We start from the raw sequence: 14,744 nt of genomic DNA, 5'->3' as shown, positions 1-14,744 counted from the left end.
GCATCACGCGATCACTGCATCACGCGTCGGCGTCGGCGTCCGGATCGAAGTCGACGCCCGCCTCGGCGCGCTGCGCCTCGGTGATGGGGGCCGGTGCCTGCGTGAGCGGATCGTAGCCGCCGCCGGACTTCGGGAACGCGATGACCTCGCGGATCGAATCGACCCCGGCGAGCAGGGACACGATGCGGTCCCAGCCGAAGGCGATGCCGCCGTGCGGGGGCGCCCCGAACTTGAAGGCCTCGAGGAGGAAGCCGAACTTCTCCTGCGCCTCCTCCTCGGAAATGCCCATGATCTCGAAGACGCGCTCCTGGACGGCGCGCTGGTGGATGCGGATCGACCCGCCGCCGATCTCGTTGCCGTTGCAGACGATGTCGTAGGCGTAAGCCAGCGCCGCCCCCGGATCGGATTCGAGGGAGTCGAGGAACTCCGGCTTCGGAGCGGTGAAGGCGTGGTGGACGGCCGTCCACTGGCCTTCGCCGACGGCGACGTCACCGGCGGCCTGAGCGTCGGCGGCGGATTCGAAGAGCGGGGCGTCGACGACCCAGACGAACGCCCAGTCGCCGTCCTTGATCAGGCCGGTGCGCTCGGCGATCTCACGGCGCGCGGCACCGAGGAGGGCCCGCGAGCTTCCGGCATCGCCGGCGGCGAAGAAGATCGCATCGCCGGGGTTCGCTCCGGCGGCCTCGACGAGACCGGCCTTCTCCTGATCGGAGATGTTCTTCGCGACGGGACCGGTCAGCGTGCCGTCCTCGGCGACGAGGACGTACGCGAGGCCCTTCGCGCCGCGCTGCTTCGCCCAGTCCTGCCACGCGTCGAGCTGCCTGCGCGGCAGCGAGCCGCCGCCGGGGTAGACGACGGAGCCGACGTACGCGGACTGGAAGACGCGGAACGGGGTCTCGGAGAAGAATTCGGTGAGGTTCGTCAGTTCGAGGCCGAAGCGCAGGTCGGGCTTGTCCGACCCGAACCGCTCCATCGCCTCGTGGTAGGTGATGTGCGGGATCGGCGTCTCGATGTCGTAGCCGATGAGCTTCCACAGGGCGACGAGGATCTCCTCGGCCAGGGCGATGACATCGGCCTGCTCGACGAACGAGGCCTCGATGTCGAGCTGCGTGAACTCCGGCTGCCGGTCGGCGCGGAAGTCCTCGTCGCGGTAGCAGCGGGCGATCTGGTAGTAGCGCTCCATGCCGGCGACCTGGAGGAGCTGCTTGAACAGCTGCGGCGACTGCGGCAGGGCGTACCACGAACCGGGCTGGAGGCGGGCCGGGACGAGGAAGTCGCGGGCGCCCTCGGGCGTCGACTTCGTCAGCGTCGGCGTCTCGATCTCGACGAAGCCGTGCTCGTCGAGGACTCCGCGGGCGGCCTTGTTGACCGCCGAGCGCAGCCGCATCGCATGTGCCGGACCCGACCGGCGCAGGTCGAGGTAGCGGTACTTCAGGCGGGTCTCCTCACCGACGGTGCCGGCATCCTCGGCGTGGTCGGAGACCTGGAACGGCAGCGGGGCCGCCTCGGCGAGGATCTCCACGCTCGTGTCAACGATCTCGATCTCACCGGTGGGCAGGTTGGGGTTCTGGTTGCCCTCGGGGCGCAGGGCCACGGTGCCGGTGACCTTGACGACGGTCTCGTTGCGCAGCGCGTGCGCGTCATCCTCGCGGACGACGACCTGGACGATTCCCGAAGCATCCCGCAGATCGATGAAGGCGACACCTCCATGATCGCGACGGCGATCGACCCACCCGGCGAGGGTGACGGTCTCTCCTGCGTTGGCGGCACGCAGGCTTCCGGTTTCGTGGCTTCGCAGCACTGATGGGCTCCTTTACGATGGTGATGCGGGGAGTGCGTGACCAATGATAGTCGCTCGAACACCCTACCCCCGCACGCGTACAGCGCGGACAGAGAGGACCCATGGACGCAACGGAGACCGACCCGACGCCCACCTCGGCGCAGGTCGAGGTCGCCGCCGAGACGTTCCGCATGCTCTCGCAGGCGACCCGGCTGCGGGTCGTGTGGACGCTCGTGCACCAGGAGCTCGACGTCTCCTCCCTCGCCGAGGCGATCGGGGCGACCGTGCCGGCAGTCAGCCAGCATCTCGCCAAGCTCCGGTTGGCCGGGCTCATCTCCTCCCGCCGGGAGGGGCGGCGGATCTTCTACACCGTCGACGACCCGCATGTCGTCTCGATGGTCCGGGAGATGTTCGAGCACATCGCCCCCGACGGGTCGCTCGCCCCGGATCCGACTTAGGCGTCCTCACTGTCCGGCCCGCGCCCGGTCCCGCGCGCTCCCCTACGCCCCGGTCACACGGGGCCGGAGATCCTCGGCCGGGGGCTCCCACGTCTGCGGGTCGGCCGGGGTCTGCTCACCGGAGCGGATGTCCTTGACCTCGTGGCCTGCCTCGCCGTCGGTGAACCAGACGAACGGGATGTCCCGGCGTTCGGCATAGCGGATCTGGCGGCCGAACTTCGCGGCACTCGGGGAGACCTCGCAGGCGATGTCGCGGGCGCGCAGAGCCGCCGCGACGGCGTCTGCCTCGCCGCGGCGCTCCTCGTCGGTGACGGCGATGACGACGGCCGAGGGGGTGCCCCGAGTCGCGGAGATGCCGCTGTCCTCACCGAGGACGAAGGCCATGAGCCGGGAGATGCCGATCGACATGCCCACCCCCGGGTAGGTCTTCTTGCCGACCGTCGCGAGCGAGTCGTAGCGTCCGCCCGAGGCGACGGAGCCGAGCTCCTCGTGGCCGACGAGCTGCGTCTCGTAGACGGCGCCCGTGTAGTAGTCGAGTCCGCGCGCGATCTTCAGCTGCGCGACGAGGACGCCGGGAGCGCGCTCGGCCGCGGCGGCGAGCATCGTCGTCAGCGCCTCCAGCCCCTCATCGAGGAGCGGGTGGCTCACGCCGAGGGCGCGGACCTCGTCGGCGAAGTCGGGCGAATCGGATTCGATCGCGGCCAGCGCCAGGCACAGCTGCTGCTGTCGCTCATCGGCACCGGCGTCGGCGGCGAGCAGCTTCGCGACCTCCTCGGGCCCGATCTTGTCGTACTTGTCGAGGCTGCGCAGCACGGCGGGGATGTCGGTCAGCCCGATCCCCCGGGCGAAGCCCTCGAGGAGGCGGCGGTCGTTGACGACGATCCGGATCGGCGGGACGCCGAGCGGGGCGAGGCGGGCGAATGCGTCGGCGATGGCGAGCGGGATCTCGACCTCGAAGTGTCCGGGCAGCTCACCGTCGGCGATGATGTCGATGTCGGCCTGGATGAACTCGCGGTAGCGGCCCTGCTGCGGGCGCTCCCCGCGCCACACCGGCTGGATGCGGGTGGCCCGGAACGGGAAGCTCAGCTCGTTCGCGTTCTCCGTGACGAAGCGGGCCAGGGGCACGGTGAGATCGAAGTGGAGGCCGAGCGGGTTGCGCTCGGTGCCCTCGGAGTGGAGACGGGAGACCGCGAAGATCTCCTTGTCGATCTCCCCGTCCTTCGCGAGCTGGCTCAGCGGTTCGACGGCGCGGTGGTGGAGGGCGGAGAAGCCGTGGAGGGCGAAGGTGTGGTCGAGGATGTCGATGATGCGCTTCTCGATCACGCGCTCGGCCGGGAGCCGTTCCGGGAATCCGGACAGACGGGCTGACTTCGCCATGGTTCTCCTTGCTGTGGGGTGGTGCAGGGATGGTGCACTGTCGTTCGTGTGGGTGGTGCTCACGGGCCGGTGTCTGCTGTGCCGGGTCGGCTCAGAGGAACGGGTTCGTCCGCAGTTCGTGACCGACCCGGGAGGCCGGACCGTGTCCAGGATAGATGGGAACGTCGGGCAGGGTCGCAAACGCCCGCAGCGTGTCCGCCATCGCCGCAGCGTCCCCGCCGGGCAGGTCGATGCGTCCGATCGCACCGGCGAAGACGACGTCACCGGTGAAGATGACCTCCTCGCCGTCGGCGCTGACGGACAGCAGCGTCGAGCCCTCGGTGTGGCCGGGGGCGGCGATCGCGGTGACGGTGAGCCCGGCGACGGTGACGACGGTGCCCGCGTTGAGGGGGACCACCTCGGCGGGGGCCTGCCATCCTTCGAGCAGCGGAGCGATCATCTGCGCGAACTGAGGGCCCAGCGTCTCCCCCGGTGCGCTGACCCGGTAGTGGTCGGGTTCGCCGAGGTGGACGGGCACGTCCCAGCGGCCGAGCAGCGAGGGCAGCCCGAGGATATGGTCGGGATGTCCGTGGGTGAGGAAGATCGCGACGGGGGTGAGTCCTTCGGCGGCGGCGAGCTCGGCGAGCTCGGGTCCGGCGTCGTAGCCGGCGTCGATGAGGATGCAGTCGCTCTCCCCCTCGGCTCGAACGGCGTAGCAGTTGACATCGAGGAATTCGGCGCGCGTCGTGAAGACATCCATGGCCAAAGTCTAACGAGGGGTGACGTGGTGGTTATGCTGGGATAACCCCAGCAGATCGAGTGATCGGCGCCAGCGCCGGTTCGACCGATGAAGAATAGGTGAGAAACATGTCGACCCCGACTCCGAAGCCGACTCCCCGTCCCTCAGCCGTCCCGCGTCCGCAGGCAGCGCAGCCGGTGGCCGGCAGCATGGTCGACCATGACGCCGAGGTGGCGCGCGCGGTCACGCACGGTCGCGCCGACGAGCAGGGCACCGTCTTCGTCATCACCGCCGATGGCGAACGCGAGGTCGGCCAGTACCCGGACGCGACCGGCGACGAGGCCATCGAGTACTTCGCGAAGAAGTACGTCGAACTCCTCGAACACGCCGCTCACCTGCGCAGCCGCCTCTCAGCCGGGGCGCCGGGCCGGGAGGTCACGCACGCGGCGACGACGCTGCGCGAGTCGCTGGCCGAGGCCAACGTCGTCGGTGACCTCAAGGGACTCGGCGCCACCCTCGACACCCTGATCTCCGATGCGAAGGCGACGGAGTCGAAGCAGGCGGCCCGCACCGAGGCGGCCAAGCTCGAGGCCGCGCAGAAGCGCGAGGAGCTCGTCGTCGAGGCCGAGAGCCTCGCCGGCAAGGACCCGGACAAGATCCAGTGGAAGGTCTCCGGGGCTCGCCTGCGCGAGCTCTTCGCGCAGTGGAAGGACATGCAGCGCAGCGGACCGCGCCTGCCGCGTTCGGTCGACCAGGAGCTGTGGGGCCGGTTCTCGCAGGCGCGGAACACGTTCGAGCGCAAGCGCAAGGACTTCTTCGCCGAACTCGACAAGCACAACTCCGAGGGCAAGCGGATCAAGGAGAAGATCGTCGCCGAGGCGGAGGCCCTGTCCGGCTCGACCGATTTCCGCACGGTGTCCCAGAAGTACAAGGACCTCATGAGCCAGTGGAAGCGCGCCCCCCGGGCCTCCCGCAAGGACGATGACGCGCTCTGGGCGCGCTTCCGGGCCGCACAGGACGTCTTCTTCGCCGCCCGCGACGCCGAGAACGCCGCCCTCGACGAGGAGTTCAAGGGCAACCTCGTCGTCAAGGAGGAGCTGCTGAAGAAGGCCCAGGCGCTGCTCCCGATCACCGATCCGACCGCCGCGAAGCGTGAGCTGCGGGTCATCCAGGACGAGTGGGAGGAGGCCGGGAAGGTTCCCCGCGCCGATGTCTCCCGCATGGAGAACGGTCTGCGCGAGGTCGAACGGGCGCTGGCCGAGGCCGAGGACGCCGCGTGGAAGCGCAGCAACCCCGAGACGAAGGCGCGGACCTCGGGGGCGCTGAGCCAGCTCGACGAGTCGATCGCCGAACTCGAGGCGGCGCTGGAGAAGGCGAAGACCGGCGGCGACGAGAAGGCCGTGGCCGATGCGCAGGCAGCCCTCGATGCCCGCCGGGCGTGGCGCGATCAGCTCGCGCAGACGGCCGCCGAACTCGACTGACTGACCTGTTCGGCAGTTATCCACAGGCGGTGCGGTCGCCGGACGGTTATCCACAGGCTCCGTTTCCGCTCTTGATCTCAGCGCGCCGGGCGACGAGAGTTGCGCCATGGAGGACATCTTCCGTCTCAGCGATTTCGGCTATGAGCATCTCACGGAGCTCACTCTCGACGGTCTGCTCACCAGGCTGTCGGAGACGACGTGGGTGCGCACGGGGGCGGTGCTCGGTCCCGAGGAGCGGATGAGTGCGCTCGCCGCGCAGCTCCCGGCCCGCCTCGTCGTCTCTCACGCGACCGCCTGGTGGGTCCACGTCGGGCTCGGTCGCGCCCCGAGTCCGCTGACGCTGACGACGCATCCGCGCCGGCGCGTGCTCGAGTCGACGGGGCTCGTCGTCCACGAGCTCAGTCTCGCCCGCGGTGATTGGGAGACGATCGCGGGTCACCCGGTGACGACGCCGGAGCGCACCCTCTACGATCTGCTTCTCCCCCTCGTCCGCGACCCCCGGCGGGCATCCGGCCCGCAGATCGCCGCGCTCATCGACGATGTCCCCGGTGGCATGGTCAGGCGTCTGCGGCTCTATCTCGCCGAGGTGGGACGGCGCCCGTACGCTGCGCAGATGCGGCAGGTCCTCGACCATTTCACGCGCCCGGGCCGCGCTCCTGGAGTCCGTGCAGCGACGGTCCTGCGGTCGGACGAGGAGGCTCAGCCGCCGGAGATGCGGTAGACGTCGAAGACGCCTTCGACCTTCCGGACCGCGGAGAGCACGGTGTCGAGGTGGCTGGCATCGGACATCTCGAAGACGAACTTCGACTGGGCGACCCGGGCCTTCGACGTCGCCACCGACGCGGAGAGGATGTTGACATGGGTCTCCGTGAGCACCTTGGTGATGTCGGAGAGCAGACCGGAACGGTCGAGGGCTTCGACCTGGATCTGGACGAGGTAGACCCCGCTCGTCTTCTCCCCCCACGAGACCTCGACCATGCGCTCGGGTTCGCGTTCGAGGGAGACGACGTTGGGGCAGTCGACCCGGTGCACGGAGACCCCTGAGCCGCGGGTGACGAAGCCGACGATCTCATCCCCGGGCACCGGGGTGCAGCAGCGGGCGAGTTTGACGAGGACGTCGTCGACGCCCTTGACGACGACTCCGCCGGCCGAGGAGTGGTGGCCCGAGGACTGACCGGTGCGGTTGCGCGGCTCCGGCGGGAGGACCGGGACCTCCTCCTCTTCGCCGACCTCCTTTGCGAGCAGGTCGACGACGTGGGCGGCCGAGGTCACGCCGTTGCCGATCGCCGCGTAGAGCGCGGTGACATCGGGCAGGCGCAGTTCGGTGGCGACGACCTGGAGGGCTTCCTGGCTCATCAGGGCGTTCGCGGACAGCGAGTGCCGGCGCATCGCACGGGCGAGCTGTTCGCGACCGTTCTCGATCGCCTCTTCGCGTCGTTCCTTCGAGAACCACTGGCGGATCTTCGATCGGGCACGGGGGCTCTTGACGAAGCCGAGCCAGTCACGGCTCGGACCGGCGTTCTCGTCCTTCGAGGTGAACACCTCGACGGAGTCGCCGTTCTTCAGCTCCGTGTCGAGGGCGACGAGTCGGCCGTTGACGCGGGCGCCCATCGTCTTGTGGCCGACCTCGGTGTGGACGGCGTAGGCGAAGTCGACGGGGGTCGCGCCCGCGGGCAGGCTCATGACGTCGCCCTTGGGCGTGAAGACATAGACCTCCTTCGAGTTGACCTCGTAGCGGAGGCTGTCGAGGAACTCGTCGGGGTCGCTGACCTCGCGCTGCCAGTCGAGCAGCTGGCGCAGCCACGCGGCGTCGTCGACGCCGCCGTCGTCGGAGACCTTGACCGACCGGGCGGTGTTCGAGGTGATCGCCTTCGACGGGTTGCCGCGGTCCTTGTACTTCCAGTGGGCGGCGACGCCGAACTCCGCGCGCCGGTCCATCTCATGGGTGCGGATCTGGATCTCCACGGGTTTGCCGCCGGGGCCGATGACCGTGGTGTGGAGGCTCTGGTACATGTTGTACTTCGGCATCGCGATGTAGTCCTTGAACCGGCCGGGGACCGGGTTCCACCGGGCGTGGACGATGCCGAGGGTCGCGTAGCATTCGCGGACGGTTTCGACGAGGACGCGGACGCCGACGAGATCGTAGATGTCGGCGAACTCGTGACCGCGCACGACCATCTTCTGGTAGATCGAGTAGTAGTGCTTCGGCCGGCCGGTGATGGCCGCCTCGATACCGGAGTCGGCGAGTTCGGACTGGAGCTCATGGGAGACGGTCGAGAGGTACTTCTCCCGCTCCGGTGCCCGGTCGGCGACGAGGCGGACCACCTCGTCGTAGACCTTGGGGTGGAGGACCTGGAACGAGAGATCCTCGAGTTCCCACTTGATCGTGTTCATGCCGAGCCGGTGCGCGAGCGGGGCGTAGATCTCGAGGGTCTCGCGTGCCTTCTTCGTGCTCGACGAGGCGGGCACGAACTTCCACGTGCGCGCGTTGTGGAGACGGTCGGCGAGCTTGATGACGAGGACGCGGATGTCCTTGGCCATCGCGACGATCATCTTCCGCACGGTCTCCGACTGCGCGGCCTGACCATAGGTGAGCTTGTCGAGCTTCGTCACCCCGTCGACCATGGCGGCGACCTCGGGGCCGAAGGACTCGGTGAGCTGCTCGAGTGAGTAGTCGGTGTCCTCGACGGTGTCGTGGAGGAGCGCCGCGGCCAGGGTGACCGGGAGCATGCCGATCTCGGCAAGGATCGTCGCAACTGCCACCGGATGGGTGATGTAGGGGTCCCCGGACTTCCGGGTCTGCCCGCGGTGCGCCTCCTCGGCGACCGTGTAGGCACGGACGACGAGGTCGATGTCGGCCTTCGGGTGACTCGACTGCAAGGCCCGGATCATCGGTCCGAGCACCCGCGGGTAGCCGGGGTCGTTCTGCGCCCTGGCCGCCCACCAGGCCAGACGGGAGATGCCGCGCGGACGGCGCGATTCAGCTGATGATGCCATCACGTCCCCCTCTCCAGCATGATCCTGCTCGTGGTCTCGTCTCAGACCTCAGCGTGGATCACGGGTGCCACATCGTCTTTGCCGTCCTTCAAGCGTAATTCACGCACGGCCTCTTCCTGTTCCTTCACGGCGGGTTCGTTCGACCGCAGGAGCGCGTAGAGGGGGCTGGCGACGAAGAGCGTCGAGGCGGCGGCGACGATCGTGCCGACGAAGAGCGACAGCGAGATGTCGACGAGCGTGCCCGCGCCGAGGAGGAAGACGCCGATGAAGAGGATCGAGGCGATCGGCAGCACGGAGACGACGGAGGTGTTGATCGAGCGCACCGTCGTCTGGTTGATGCCGAGGTTGACGAGCTCGGAGAACTTCAGGCGCTTGTTGTCCTTGAATCGCGCGGTGTTCTCGCGGATCTTGTCGAAGACGACCACCGTGTCGTAGAGCGAGAAGCTCAGGACGGTGAGGAAGCCGATGACGGCTTCCGGGGTGACTTCGAAGCCGGTGGCCGAGTAGATGCCCATCGTGATGATCATGACGACGAAGAGCCCGACGATCGCGGCCAGCGACATCTTCCAGGTCCGGAAGTAGAGCGCCATGACGATCATCGCGATCGCGACGAAGATGACGAGGGCCCTGACCATCTTCTGGGTGACGTCAGCACCCCACTGGGGGCCGACGAAGGTCGAGGTGACGTCCTCGGCGGGAACGTCGTACCCGGCCGAGAGGGCGTCGCGGACTTCCTGCATCTGCTCGTCGGAGAGCTGGTTCGTCTCGATGCGCACCGCGGTGTCCCCGGTCGGGGTCAGGCGCGGTTCGGAGTCGGCGACGACGTCGTTGACGATGGTCTCGCCCCGGCTCGCCGAGGTGTCGGTGACGTTGTCGACCTGGAACTGCGAACCGCCGCGGAAGGCGATGCCGAAGTTGAAGCCGGCGATGAGCGGAACGAGGAGGGAGAGGATGACGAGGACGCCGGCGATCGAGAGCCAGAGCTTGGCCTTCCCGACGAAGGGGATGGAGGACTCACCGTTGTGGAGGCGATTGCCCCAGGCGAAGAACTTCTTCACTTCTCTGCCCCCTTCTCATCGTCTGCGGCTGCCGCGCGCTTGGCGGCCGCCTTCCGTTCGGCGATCGTGCCGCCGGTCGACGGTGCGTCCGATCCGCGCTTGCGTCGCGAGCTCTTCGTCTTCTTCGGCCCGGCCGCATCAGCGGACTCGGCCGACGCTGCCGTGCCGGACTCGGAGTCCTCCGCGTCCATGGCAGTGTCCGCGGTCGTCGCGTCCTCGGCCTCGGTCACCTCCTCGGCCTCGGTCACCTCGTCGGTCTCCGCCGAGTCGTCGGCCAGTGCGGTCTTCGTCGCGGTCGCCGACCGGGAGCTGCTCGCCGATTCCTCGGACGACGCGGAGCTCTTCGCTTCGGCCCGGCGCTTGGCGCGGCGGCCGGCGATCGTCTCCGCGTCGTCGTCGAGCCCGAGTTTGCGAGCCCGCGCCTTGTCGCGGCGCTGGGCTTCGGGCGACTTGTCCTTGTTGTCGAGGTCGATGCCGAGCGCACCGCGGTAGGCGGCCGGCTTGACCCCGAGCAGACGCGGATCCATACCCGACATCGGGTGCCCCTGGCCGAAGAACTTCGTCCGTGCCAGAAGCTGGAGCATCGGGTGGGTGAAGAGGAAGACGACGAGGATGTCGACGATGACCGCGAGGCCGAGGGTGAACGCGAAGCCGCGCACCGAACCGACGGCGAGGATGTAGAGGATGACGGCGGCGAGCATGTTGACCGACTTCGACGCCCAGATCGTGCGCTTGGCGCGGTCCCAGCCGACTTCGACGGCCGAGAGCAGGTTCCGGCCGCTGCGCAGCTCGTCTCTGACGCGTTCGAAGTAGACGATGAACGAATCCGCCGCCATGCCGATGCCGATGATGATACCGGCGACACCGGCCAGGGAGAGCCGGTAGCCGTATCTCCATGAGGCGATGAGGAGGAGCAGATAGGTGAGGACGCCGACGACGACGAGGCTCGAGACGGTGACGAGTCCGAGGACCCGGTACTGCAGGAGCGAGTAGACGACGACGAGGAGGAGACCGACGAGCCCGGTGAGGATGCCGATGTTGAGGTAGTTCGCACCGAGGGTCGGTGAGATCTGCTCTTCGCTCTGGACCTGGAAGCTGATCGGCAGGGAGCCGTTCTTCAGCTGGTTGGCCAGAGTCTGGGCCTCGTCGAGGGTGAAGTTGCCCGAGATCTCGGCGCGGCCGTCGGTGATGACGGCGTTCGAGGTCGGTGCGGAGAGGACGAGCCCGTCGAGGGTGATCGCGAACTGGTTGTACGGCTGCTGGAGACCGGTGATCGCCGAGGTGATCTGCTTGAAGATCTCGCGTCCCGTGTCGTCGAACTCGAGGTTGACGGCGGGCTGGTTGGTCTGGACGCCGTTGGCGCCGGCTGCGTAGCCGAAGGTCGCGTCGGTGAGGTGGTCACCGGAGAGCTCGACGGGACCGAGCACGTATTTCGCCGACCCGTCCTGGGCGCACGAGACGACCGGCTGGTCGGCCGGCTGCTGGACGCCGCCGGTCCGGTTCTCCGGGTTCGTGCAGTCGAGTTCCGTGTACTGGTTGATGATGTCCTGCGTCTGCCATTCGGCGGTGTCCTGCTCGGGATCGAACAGGGGGCGCGGCGTCGAGTCGGTGACCTGGGTGTCCTCACCCTGACTTTCACCGGCCTGGGTCGGCGCAGGGGTCTCGCCCTCCGGCGACTCATCCGCAGGGGCCTCACCCGCGGGCGACTCGGACGGGGCGGGCGCGTTGCCGCCGGCGTTCGCGGGTTCGTCGGTCGCACTGCCGTCACCTGAGCCGGCGGCGTCTGCACTGCTCGAGTTGACGACGGCGCCGCCGCCGGTCGGAGCGTCCTGGCTGCCACCGGTGAGGTCTTCGAGGCGCTGGCGCTCCTCGTCGGTCAGCCCCTCGGAGGGGTCTCCCCCGTTCTGTCCCTGCTGCTGTTCGTCGATCTGCGCCTGGGAGCGCGGGTCGCCGACGAGGGCGACTCGGCGGAAGACGAGCTGAGCCGAGGAGCGGACGAGGTTGCGAGTCTCCTCATCGGGGTTGCCCGGCAGGTTGACGACGATGTTCCTGTCGCCCTGCGTCGAGATCTCGGCTTCGGAGACACCCGTCGAGTCGACCCTCTGGCGGATGATGGCGACTGCCTGATCGAGCTGTTCCGTGCTGATCGTCGTGTCCTCGGACACCTGGGGTTCGAGGATGATCGAGGTGCCGCCCTCGAGGTCGAGGGCGAGCTTCGGTGTGGGTGTGGCGTCGGACCAGATGACACCTGCGGCGAGGACGCCGAGGAGGATCAGGGTGACGACCGTCAACCACAGGAAGCGCAAACCAGGGCGTGGCTTTTCTTCGATGTCGGACACGTCTCAGCTTTCGATCGGGAGCAGTGAGGGGATCAGTTCTTCTTGTCGTCGGTGTCCGGCTTGTCGGTGCCGGTCCCCTTCGACGGATCCTCAGTCGAGCTGCCGTCCACGTCGTCGGCGTTGGTCTTGGCAGCCGCATCCGCCTCGGCGGCAGTGCGGTCGGCCTTGTCGGCCGTGAGATCGGCGTCGTCAGCCTTGAGATCGGCGTCGAGGGCCTTCTCATCGGCGCGGTCGGCCTTGAGATCGGCATCGGCGGCCTTCGCATCGGCACGGTCGGCCTTGAAGTCGGCGTCGGCGGCGTTGAGGTCAGCGTCGGCGGCCTTGAGGTCGTCGTCGCCCGCCTCGGCGCGCTTGCGCTCGTTCATCGCGTCGAGTTCGGCGTCGGTGATCGCCGGGGAGTCGGTCGCCTCGGTGGCGGGGGCCGCATCGACAGCGGTGTCCGGGGTGTCGATCTGGCCGATGGCCTGGCGGTGCACGCGCAGGACCGTGCCGGGTCCGGATTCGATGGTGACCTGGTTGTCCTCGTCGTCGATCGAGAGCACGGTGCCGAAGACGCCGAAGGTCGTCATGACCTTGGCTCCGGGAACGAGGTTCGTCTTGATCTGCTCCGCACGCGCCTTCTGCTTACGCCGAGAGTTGAACAGGAAAAAAATCAGCAGCGCAGCGAGCGCGAGAGGGATCAGCAAATCCACAGGTATCAACCTTCCATAAGAACGGACCAGTGCACTAGCTTAGTTCGAAGTCCGTACTCAAGGCGAACCGATACGCAGGGTTCAGTACTCATAGTTTGCTGGGATGTGGAGTCCCAGATGCCTCCATGCCGCCGAGGTGGCGACGCGTCCGCGTGGGGTGCGGCTGATGAGGCCCTCCCGCACGAGGTACGGCTCGGACACGGTTTCGACCGTGTCGGCCTCCTCCCCCACCGACACCGACAGCGTGCCGAGTCCCACGGGACCGCCGGCGAAGCGCTTGCAGAGGACTTCGAGGACGGACCGGTCGAGGCGGTCGAGGCCGAGTTCGTCGACTTCGTAGACGGTAAGCGCGTTGAGCGCCGCGGCCTCGTCGATGGTGCCGTTGCCGCGCACCTGCGCCCAGTCCCGGACGCGGCGGAGCAGACGGTTGGCGATGCGGGGCGTGCCCCGGGAGCGGGTGGAGATCTCGGTGAGACCGCGGTTCTCCGCGTCGATGCCGAGCATCCGGGCAGAGCGGGTGAGGACGGTGAGCAGGTCGGCGCTCGAGTAGAAGTCGAGGTGCCCGGTGAAGCCGAAGCGGTCGCGCAGCGGCGCCGGGAGGAGTCCCGAACGAGTCGTCGCGCCGACGAGGGTGAAGGGCGGGAGGTCGAGCGGGATCGCCGTGGCGCCGGGGCCCTTGCCGACGATGACGTCGACGCGGAAGTCCTCCATCGCGACGTAGAGCATCTCCTCGGCGGCGCGGGCCATCCGGTGGATCTCGTCGATGAAGAGGACTTCGCCCTCTTCGAGGGAGGAGAGGATCGCGGCGAGGTCGCCGGCGTGCTGGACGGCGGGGCCGGAGGTCACGCGCAGGCTCGCCTGCATCTCGTGGGCGATGATCATCGCCAGCGTCGTCTTCCCGAGTCCGGGCGGGCCGGAGAGCAGGACGTGGTCGGGGGCCTTGTGCCGGGCCTTCGCGGCGTCGAGGACGAGCGAGAGCTGTTCGCGGACCTGCGGTTGGCCGATGAAGTCGTGGAGGCCCTTGGGTCGCAGCGCCGCCTCGGCGTCGCGTTCAGCGGCTTCGGCGCTGCCGGAGACGAGCCGGTCGTGCTCGGCGCCGGTGAGCCGCTGGTCGCCGAAGTCCATCTCGTAGGAGGCGGTTTCGCGGTCGGTCATTTCCGGGCACCGAGGACTTTGAGCGAGGCCTTGAGCAGCGCCGAGGTGCCGGCGTCGGCCTCGAGGTCAGCGACGACCTCCTGGACCACCTCGGCGGCTTGGGGCTCCTTCCAGCCGAGGCCGACGAGGGCGTCGACGACCTGCTGATTGGTCCCGCCGAAGGAGAGCGCGGGGCCCGGTGCTGCGGCGGCGAACTTCGGGAGCTTGTTCTCGAGTTCGAGGATGATCCGCGAGGCGCCCTTCTTGCCGATGCCCGGCACGCGGGTCAGGGCGGTGGCGTCCTGGCCGGCGATCGCGGCGGCGAGTTCGTCGGGGCCCATGACGGAGAGGATGGCCATCGCGAGGCGGGGTCCGATGCCCGAGATCGTCAGGAGGACCTCGAAGGTGTGGTTCTCGTCCTCGGTGCCGAAGCCGAAGAGGGTCATCGAGTCCTCGCGGACGACGAGGGTCGTGACGAGGTCGATGTCGGCGCCGTGGCGGGTGCCGGCCAGGGTGTCGGGTGTCACGTGCACTTTCCTGCCGACACCGTAGGTGAGGACGACGAGGTGGTCAGCTGCGATGCGATGGACCGTACCGCTGAGGAAACTGATCACGGACTGCCTTTCAGGTGGGAACACGTGTACGAATCCAGACTAACAGTTCGAGGTCGCTCGCCTCATCCGACATGCCCGGGCCGGTGGCACACTCGT

The 14,744-nt window shown here is 68.4% G+C and carries 12 protein-coding genes; 3 read left to right on the top strand and 9 right to left on the bottom strand.

Annotation, left to right across the window (positions count from 1 at the left end; all coding sequences use genetic code 11):
• Positions 1–19: 19 nt before the first annotated feature.
• Entirely contained in the window at positions 20–1,801 is a 1,782-nt protein-coding gene (aspS, locus tag J9315_RS07885) for an aspartate--tRNA ligase (RefSeq protein ID WP_198498895.1), read from the bottom strand.
• Positions 1,802–1,902: 101 nt separating this feature from the next.
• Here aspS and J9315_RS07880 point away from each other — a divergent pair, with 101 nt between their 5' ends.
• On the top strand, positions 1,903–2,238 hold the full coding sequence (locus J9315_RS07880; protein ID WP_198498896.1) for a metalloregulator ArsR/SmtB family transcription factor: 336 nt from the start codon (positions 1,903–1,905) through the stop codon (positions 2,236–2,238).
• A 42-nt stretch (positions 2,239–2,280) separates the two neighbouring features.
• Here J9315_RS07880 and hisS read toward each other — a convergent pair whose 3' ends face one another.
• Both hisS and J9315_RS07870 read right to left on the bottom strand, forming a co-directional pair.
• Positions 2,281–3,615, bottom strand: a complete 1,335-nt coding sequence (gene hisS, locus J9315_RS07875) for a histidine--tRNA ligase (protein WP_198498897.1) — start codon at positions 3,613–3,615, stop codon at positions 2,281–2,283.
• Between the two features lie 91 nt (positions 3,616–3,706).
• Positions 3,707–4,354, bottom strand: a complete 648-nt coding sequence (locus J9315_RS07870; protein WP_198498898.1) for an MBL fold metallo-hydrolase — start codon at positions 4,352–4,354, stop codon at positions 3,707–3,709.
• Between the two features lie 107 nt (positions 4,355–4,461).
• Here J9315_RS07870 and J9315_RS07865 point away from each other — a divergent pair, with 107 nt between their 5' ends.
• Positions 4,462–5,814, top strand: a complete 1,353-nt coding sequence (locus J9315_RS07865; RefSeq protein WP_198498899.1) for a DUF349 domain-containing protein — start codon at positions 4,462–4,464, stop codon at positions 5,812–5,814.
• Positions 5,815–5,920: 106 nt separating this feature from the next.
• Positions 5,921–6,535: a hypothetical protein gene (locus tag J9315_RS07860; RefSeq protein ID WP_198498900.1), complete on the top strand. Its 615-nt coding sequence runs from the start codon at positions 5,921–5,923 to the stop codon at positions 6,533–6,535.
• On the opposite strand, the gene J9315_RS07855 is transcribed toward J9315_RS07860, so the two are convergent.
• The 6 genes from J9315_RS07855 to ruvA form a co-directional block, all read right to left on the bottom strand.
• Positions 6,514–8,811, bottom strand: a complete 2,298-nt coding sequence (locus J9315_RS07855) for a bifunctional (p)ppGpp synthetase/guanosine-3',5'-bis(diphosphate) 3'-pyrophosphohydrolase (RefSeq protein ID WP_198498901.1) — start codon at positions 8,809–8,811, stop codon at positions 6,514–6,516. The genes J9315_RS07860 and J9315_RS07855 overlap by 22 nt on opposite strands.
• A gap of 41 nt (positions 8,812–8,852) precedes the next feature.
• A complete protein-coding gene (gene secF / locus J9315_RS07850) occupies positions 8,853–9,869 on the bottom strand; it encodes a protein translocase subunit SecF (protein ID WP_198498902.1) in 1,017 nt (338 codons plus the stop codon).
• Complete coding sequence (secD, locus tag J9315_RS07845; RefSeq protein WP_198498903.1) at positions 9,866–12,160, bottom strand: protein translocase subunit SecD; 2,295 nt, start codon at positions 12,158–12,160, stop codon at positions 9,866–9,868. Before secD ends, secF begins: the two co-directional genes overlap by 4 nt.
• 80 nt (positions 12,161–12,240) lie before the next feature.
• Complete coding sequence (yajC, locus tag J9315_RS07840; RefSeq protein WP_232623609.1) at positions 12,241–12,900, bottom strand: preprotein translocase subunit YajC; 660 nt, start codon at positions 12,898–12,900, stop codon at positions 12,241–12,243.
• 81 nt (positions 12,901–12,981) lie between these two features.
• On the bottom strand, positions 12,982–14,055 hold the full coding sequence (gene ruvB / locus J9315_RS07835) for a Holliday junction branch migration DNA helicase RuvB (RefSeq protein ID WP_232623610.1): 1,074 nt from the start codon (positions 14,053–14,055) through the stop codon (positions 12,982–12,984).
• Positions 14,052–14,648 (bottom strand): Holliday junction branch migration protein RuvA, encoded by a 597-nt coding sequence (ruvA, locus tag J9315_RS07830; RefSeq protein WP_198498904.1) that lies wholly within the window; start codon positions 14,646–14,648, stop codon positions 14,052–14,054. Before ruvA ends, ruvB begins: the two co-directional genes overlap by 4 nt.
• Between the last annotated feature and the right edge of the window lie 96 nt (positions 14,649–14,744).

This window comes from Brevibacterium sp. W7.2, assembly GCF_018137945.1.
In the GTDB taxonomy this organism is placed as follows: domain Bacteria; phylum Actinomycetota; class Actinomycetes; order Actinomycetales; family Brevibacteriaceae; genus Brevibacterium; species Brevibacterium sanguinis.
Note: the sequence above shows the minus strand (reverse complement) of the source record. Positions and strands in the feature narration are given on the sequence as shown.

Coding starts and splice junctions, on each gene's coding strand:
- J9315_RS07855 (WP_198498901.1), bottom strand. CDS start 8,811: ATGGCATCATCAGCTGAATCGCGCCGTCCGCGCGGCATCTCCCGTCTG.
- J9315_RS07860 (WP_198498900.1), top strand. CDS start 5,921: ATGGAGGACATCTTCCGTCTCAGCGATTTCGGCTATGAGCATCTCACG.
- hisS (WP_198498897.1), bottom strand. CDS start 3,615: ATGGCGAAGTCAGCCCGTCTGTCCGGATTCCCGGAACGGCTCCCGGCC.
- J9315_RS07865 (WP_198498899.1), top strand. CDS start 4,462: ATGTCGACCCCGACTCCGAAGCCGACTCCCCGTCCCTCAGCCGTCCCG.
- J9315_RS07870 (WP_198498898.1), bottom strand. CDS start 4,354: ATGGATGTCTTCACGACGCGCGCCGAATTCCTCGATGTCAACTGCTAC.
- J9315_RS07880 (WP_198498896.1), top strand. CDS start 1,903: ATGGACGCAACGGAGACCGACCCGACGCCCACCTCGGCGCAGGTCGAG.
- ruvB (WP_232623610.1), bottom strand. CDS start 14,055: ATGACCGACCGCGAAACCGCCTCCTACGAGATGGACTTCGGCGACCAG.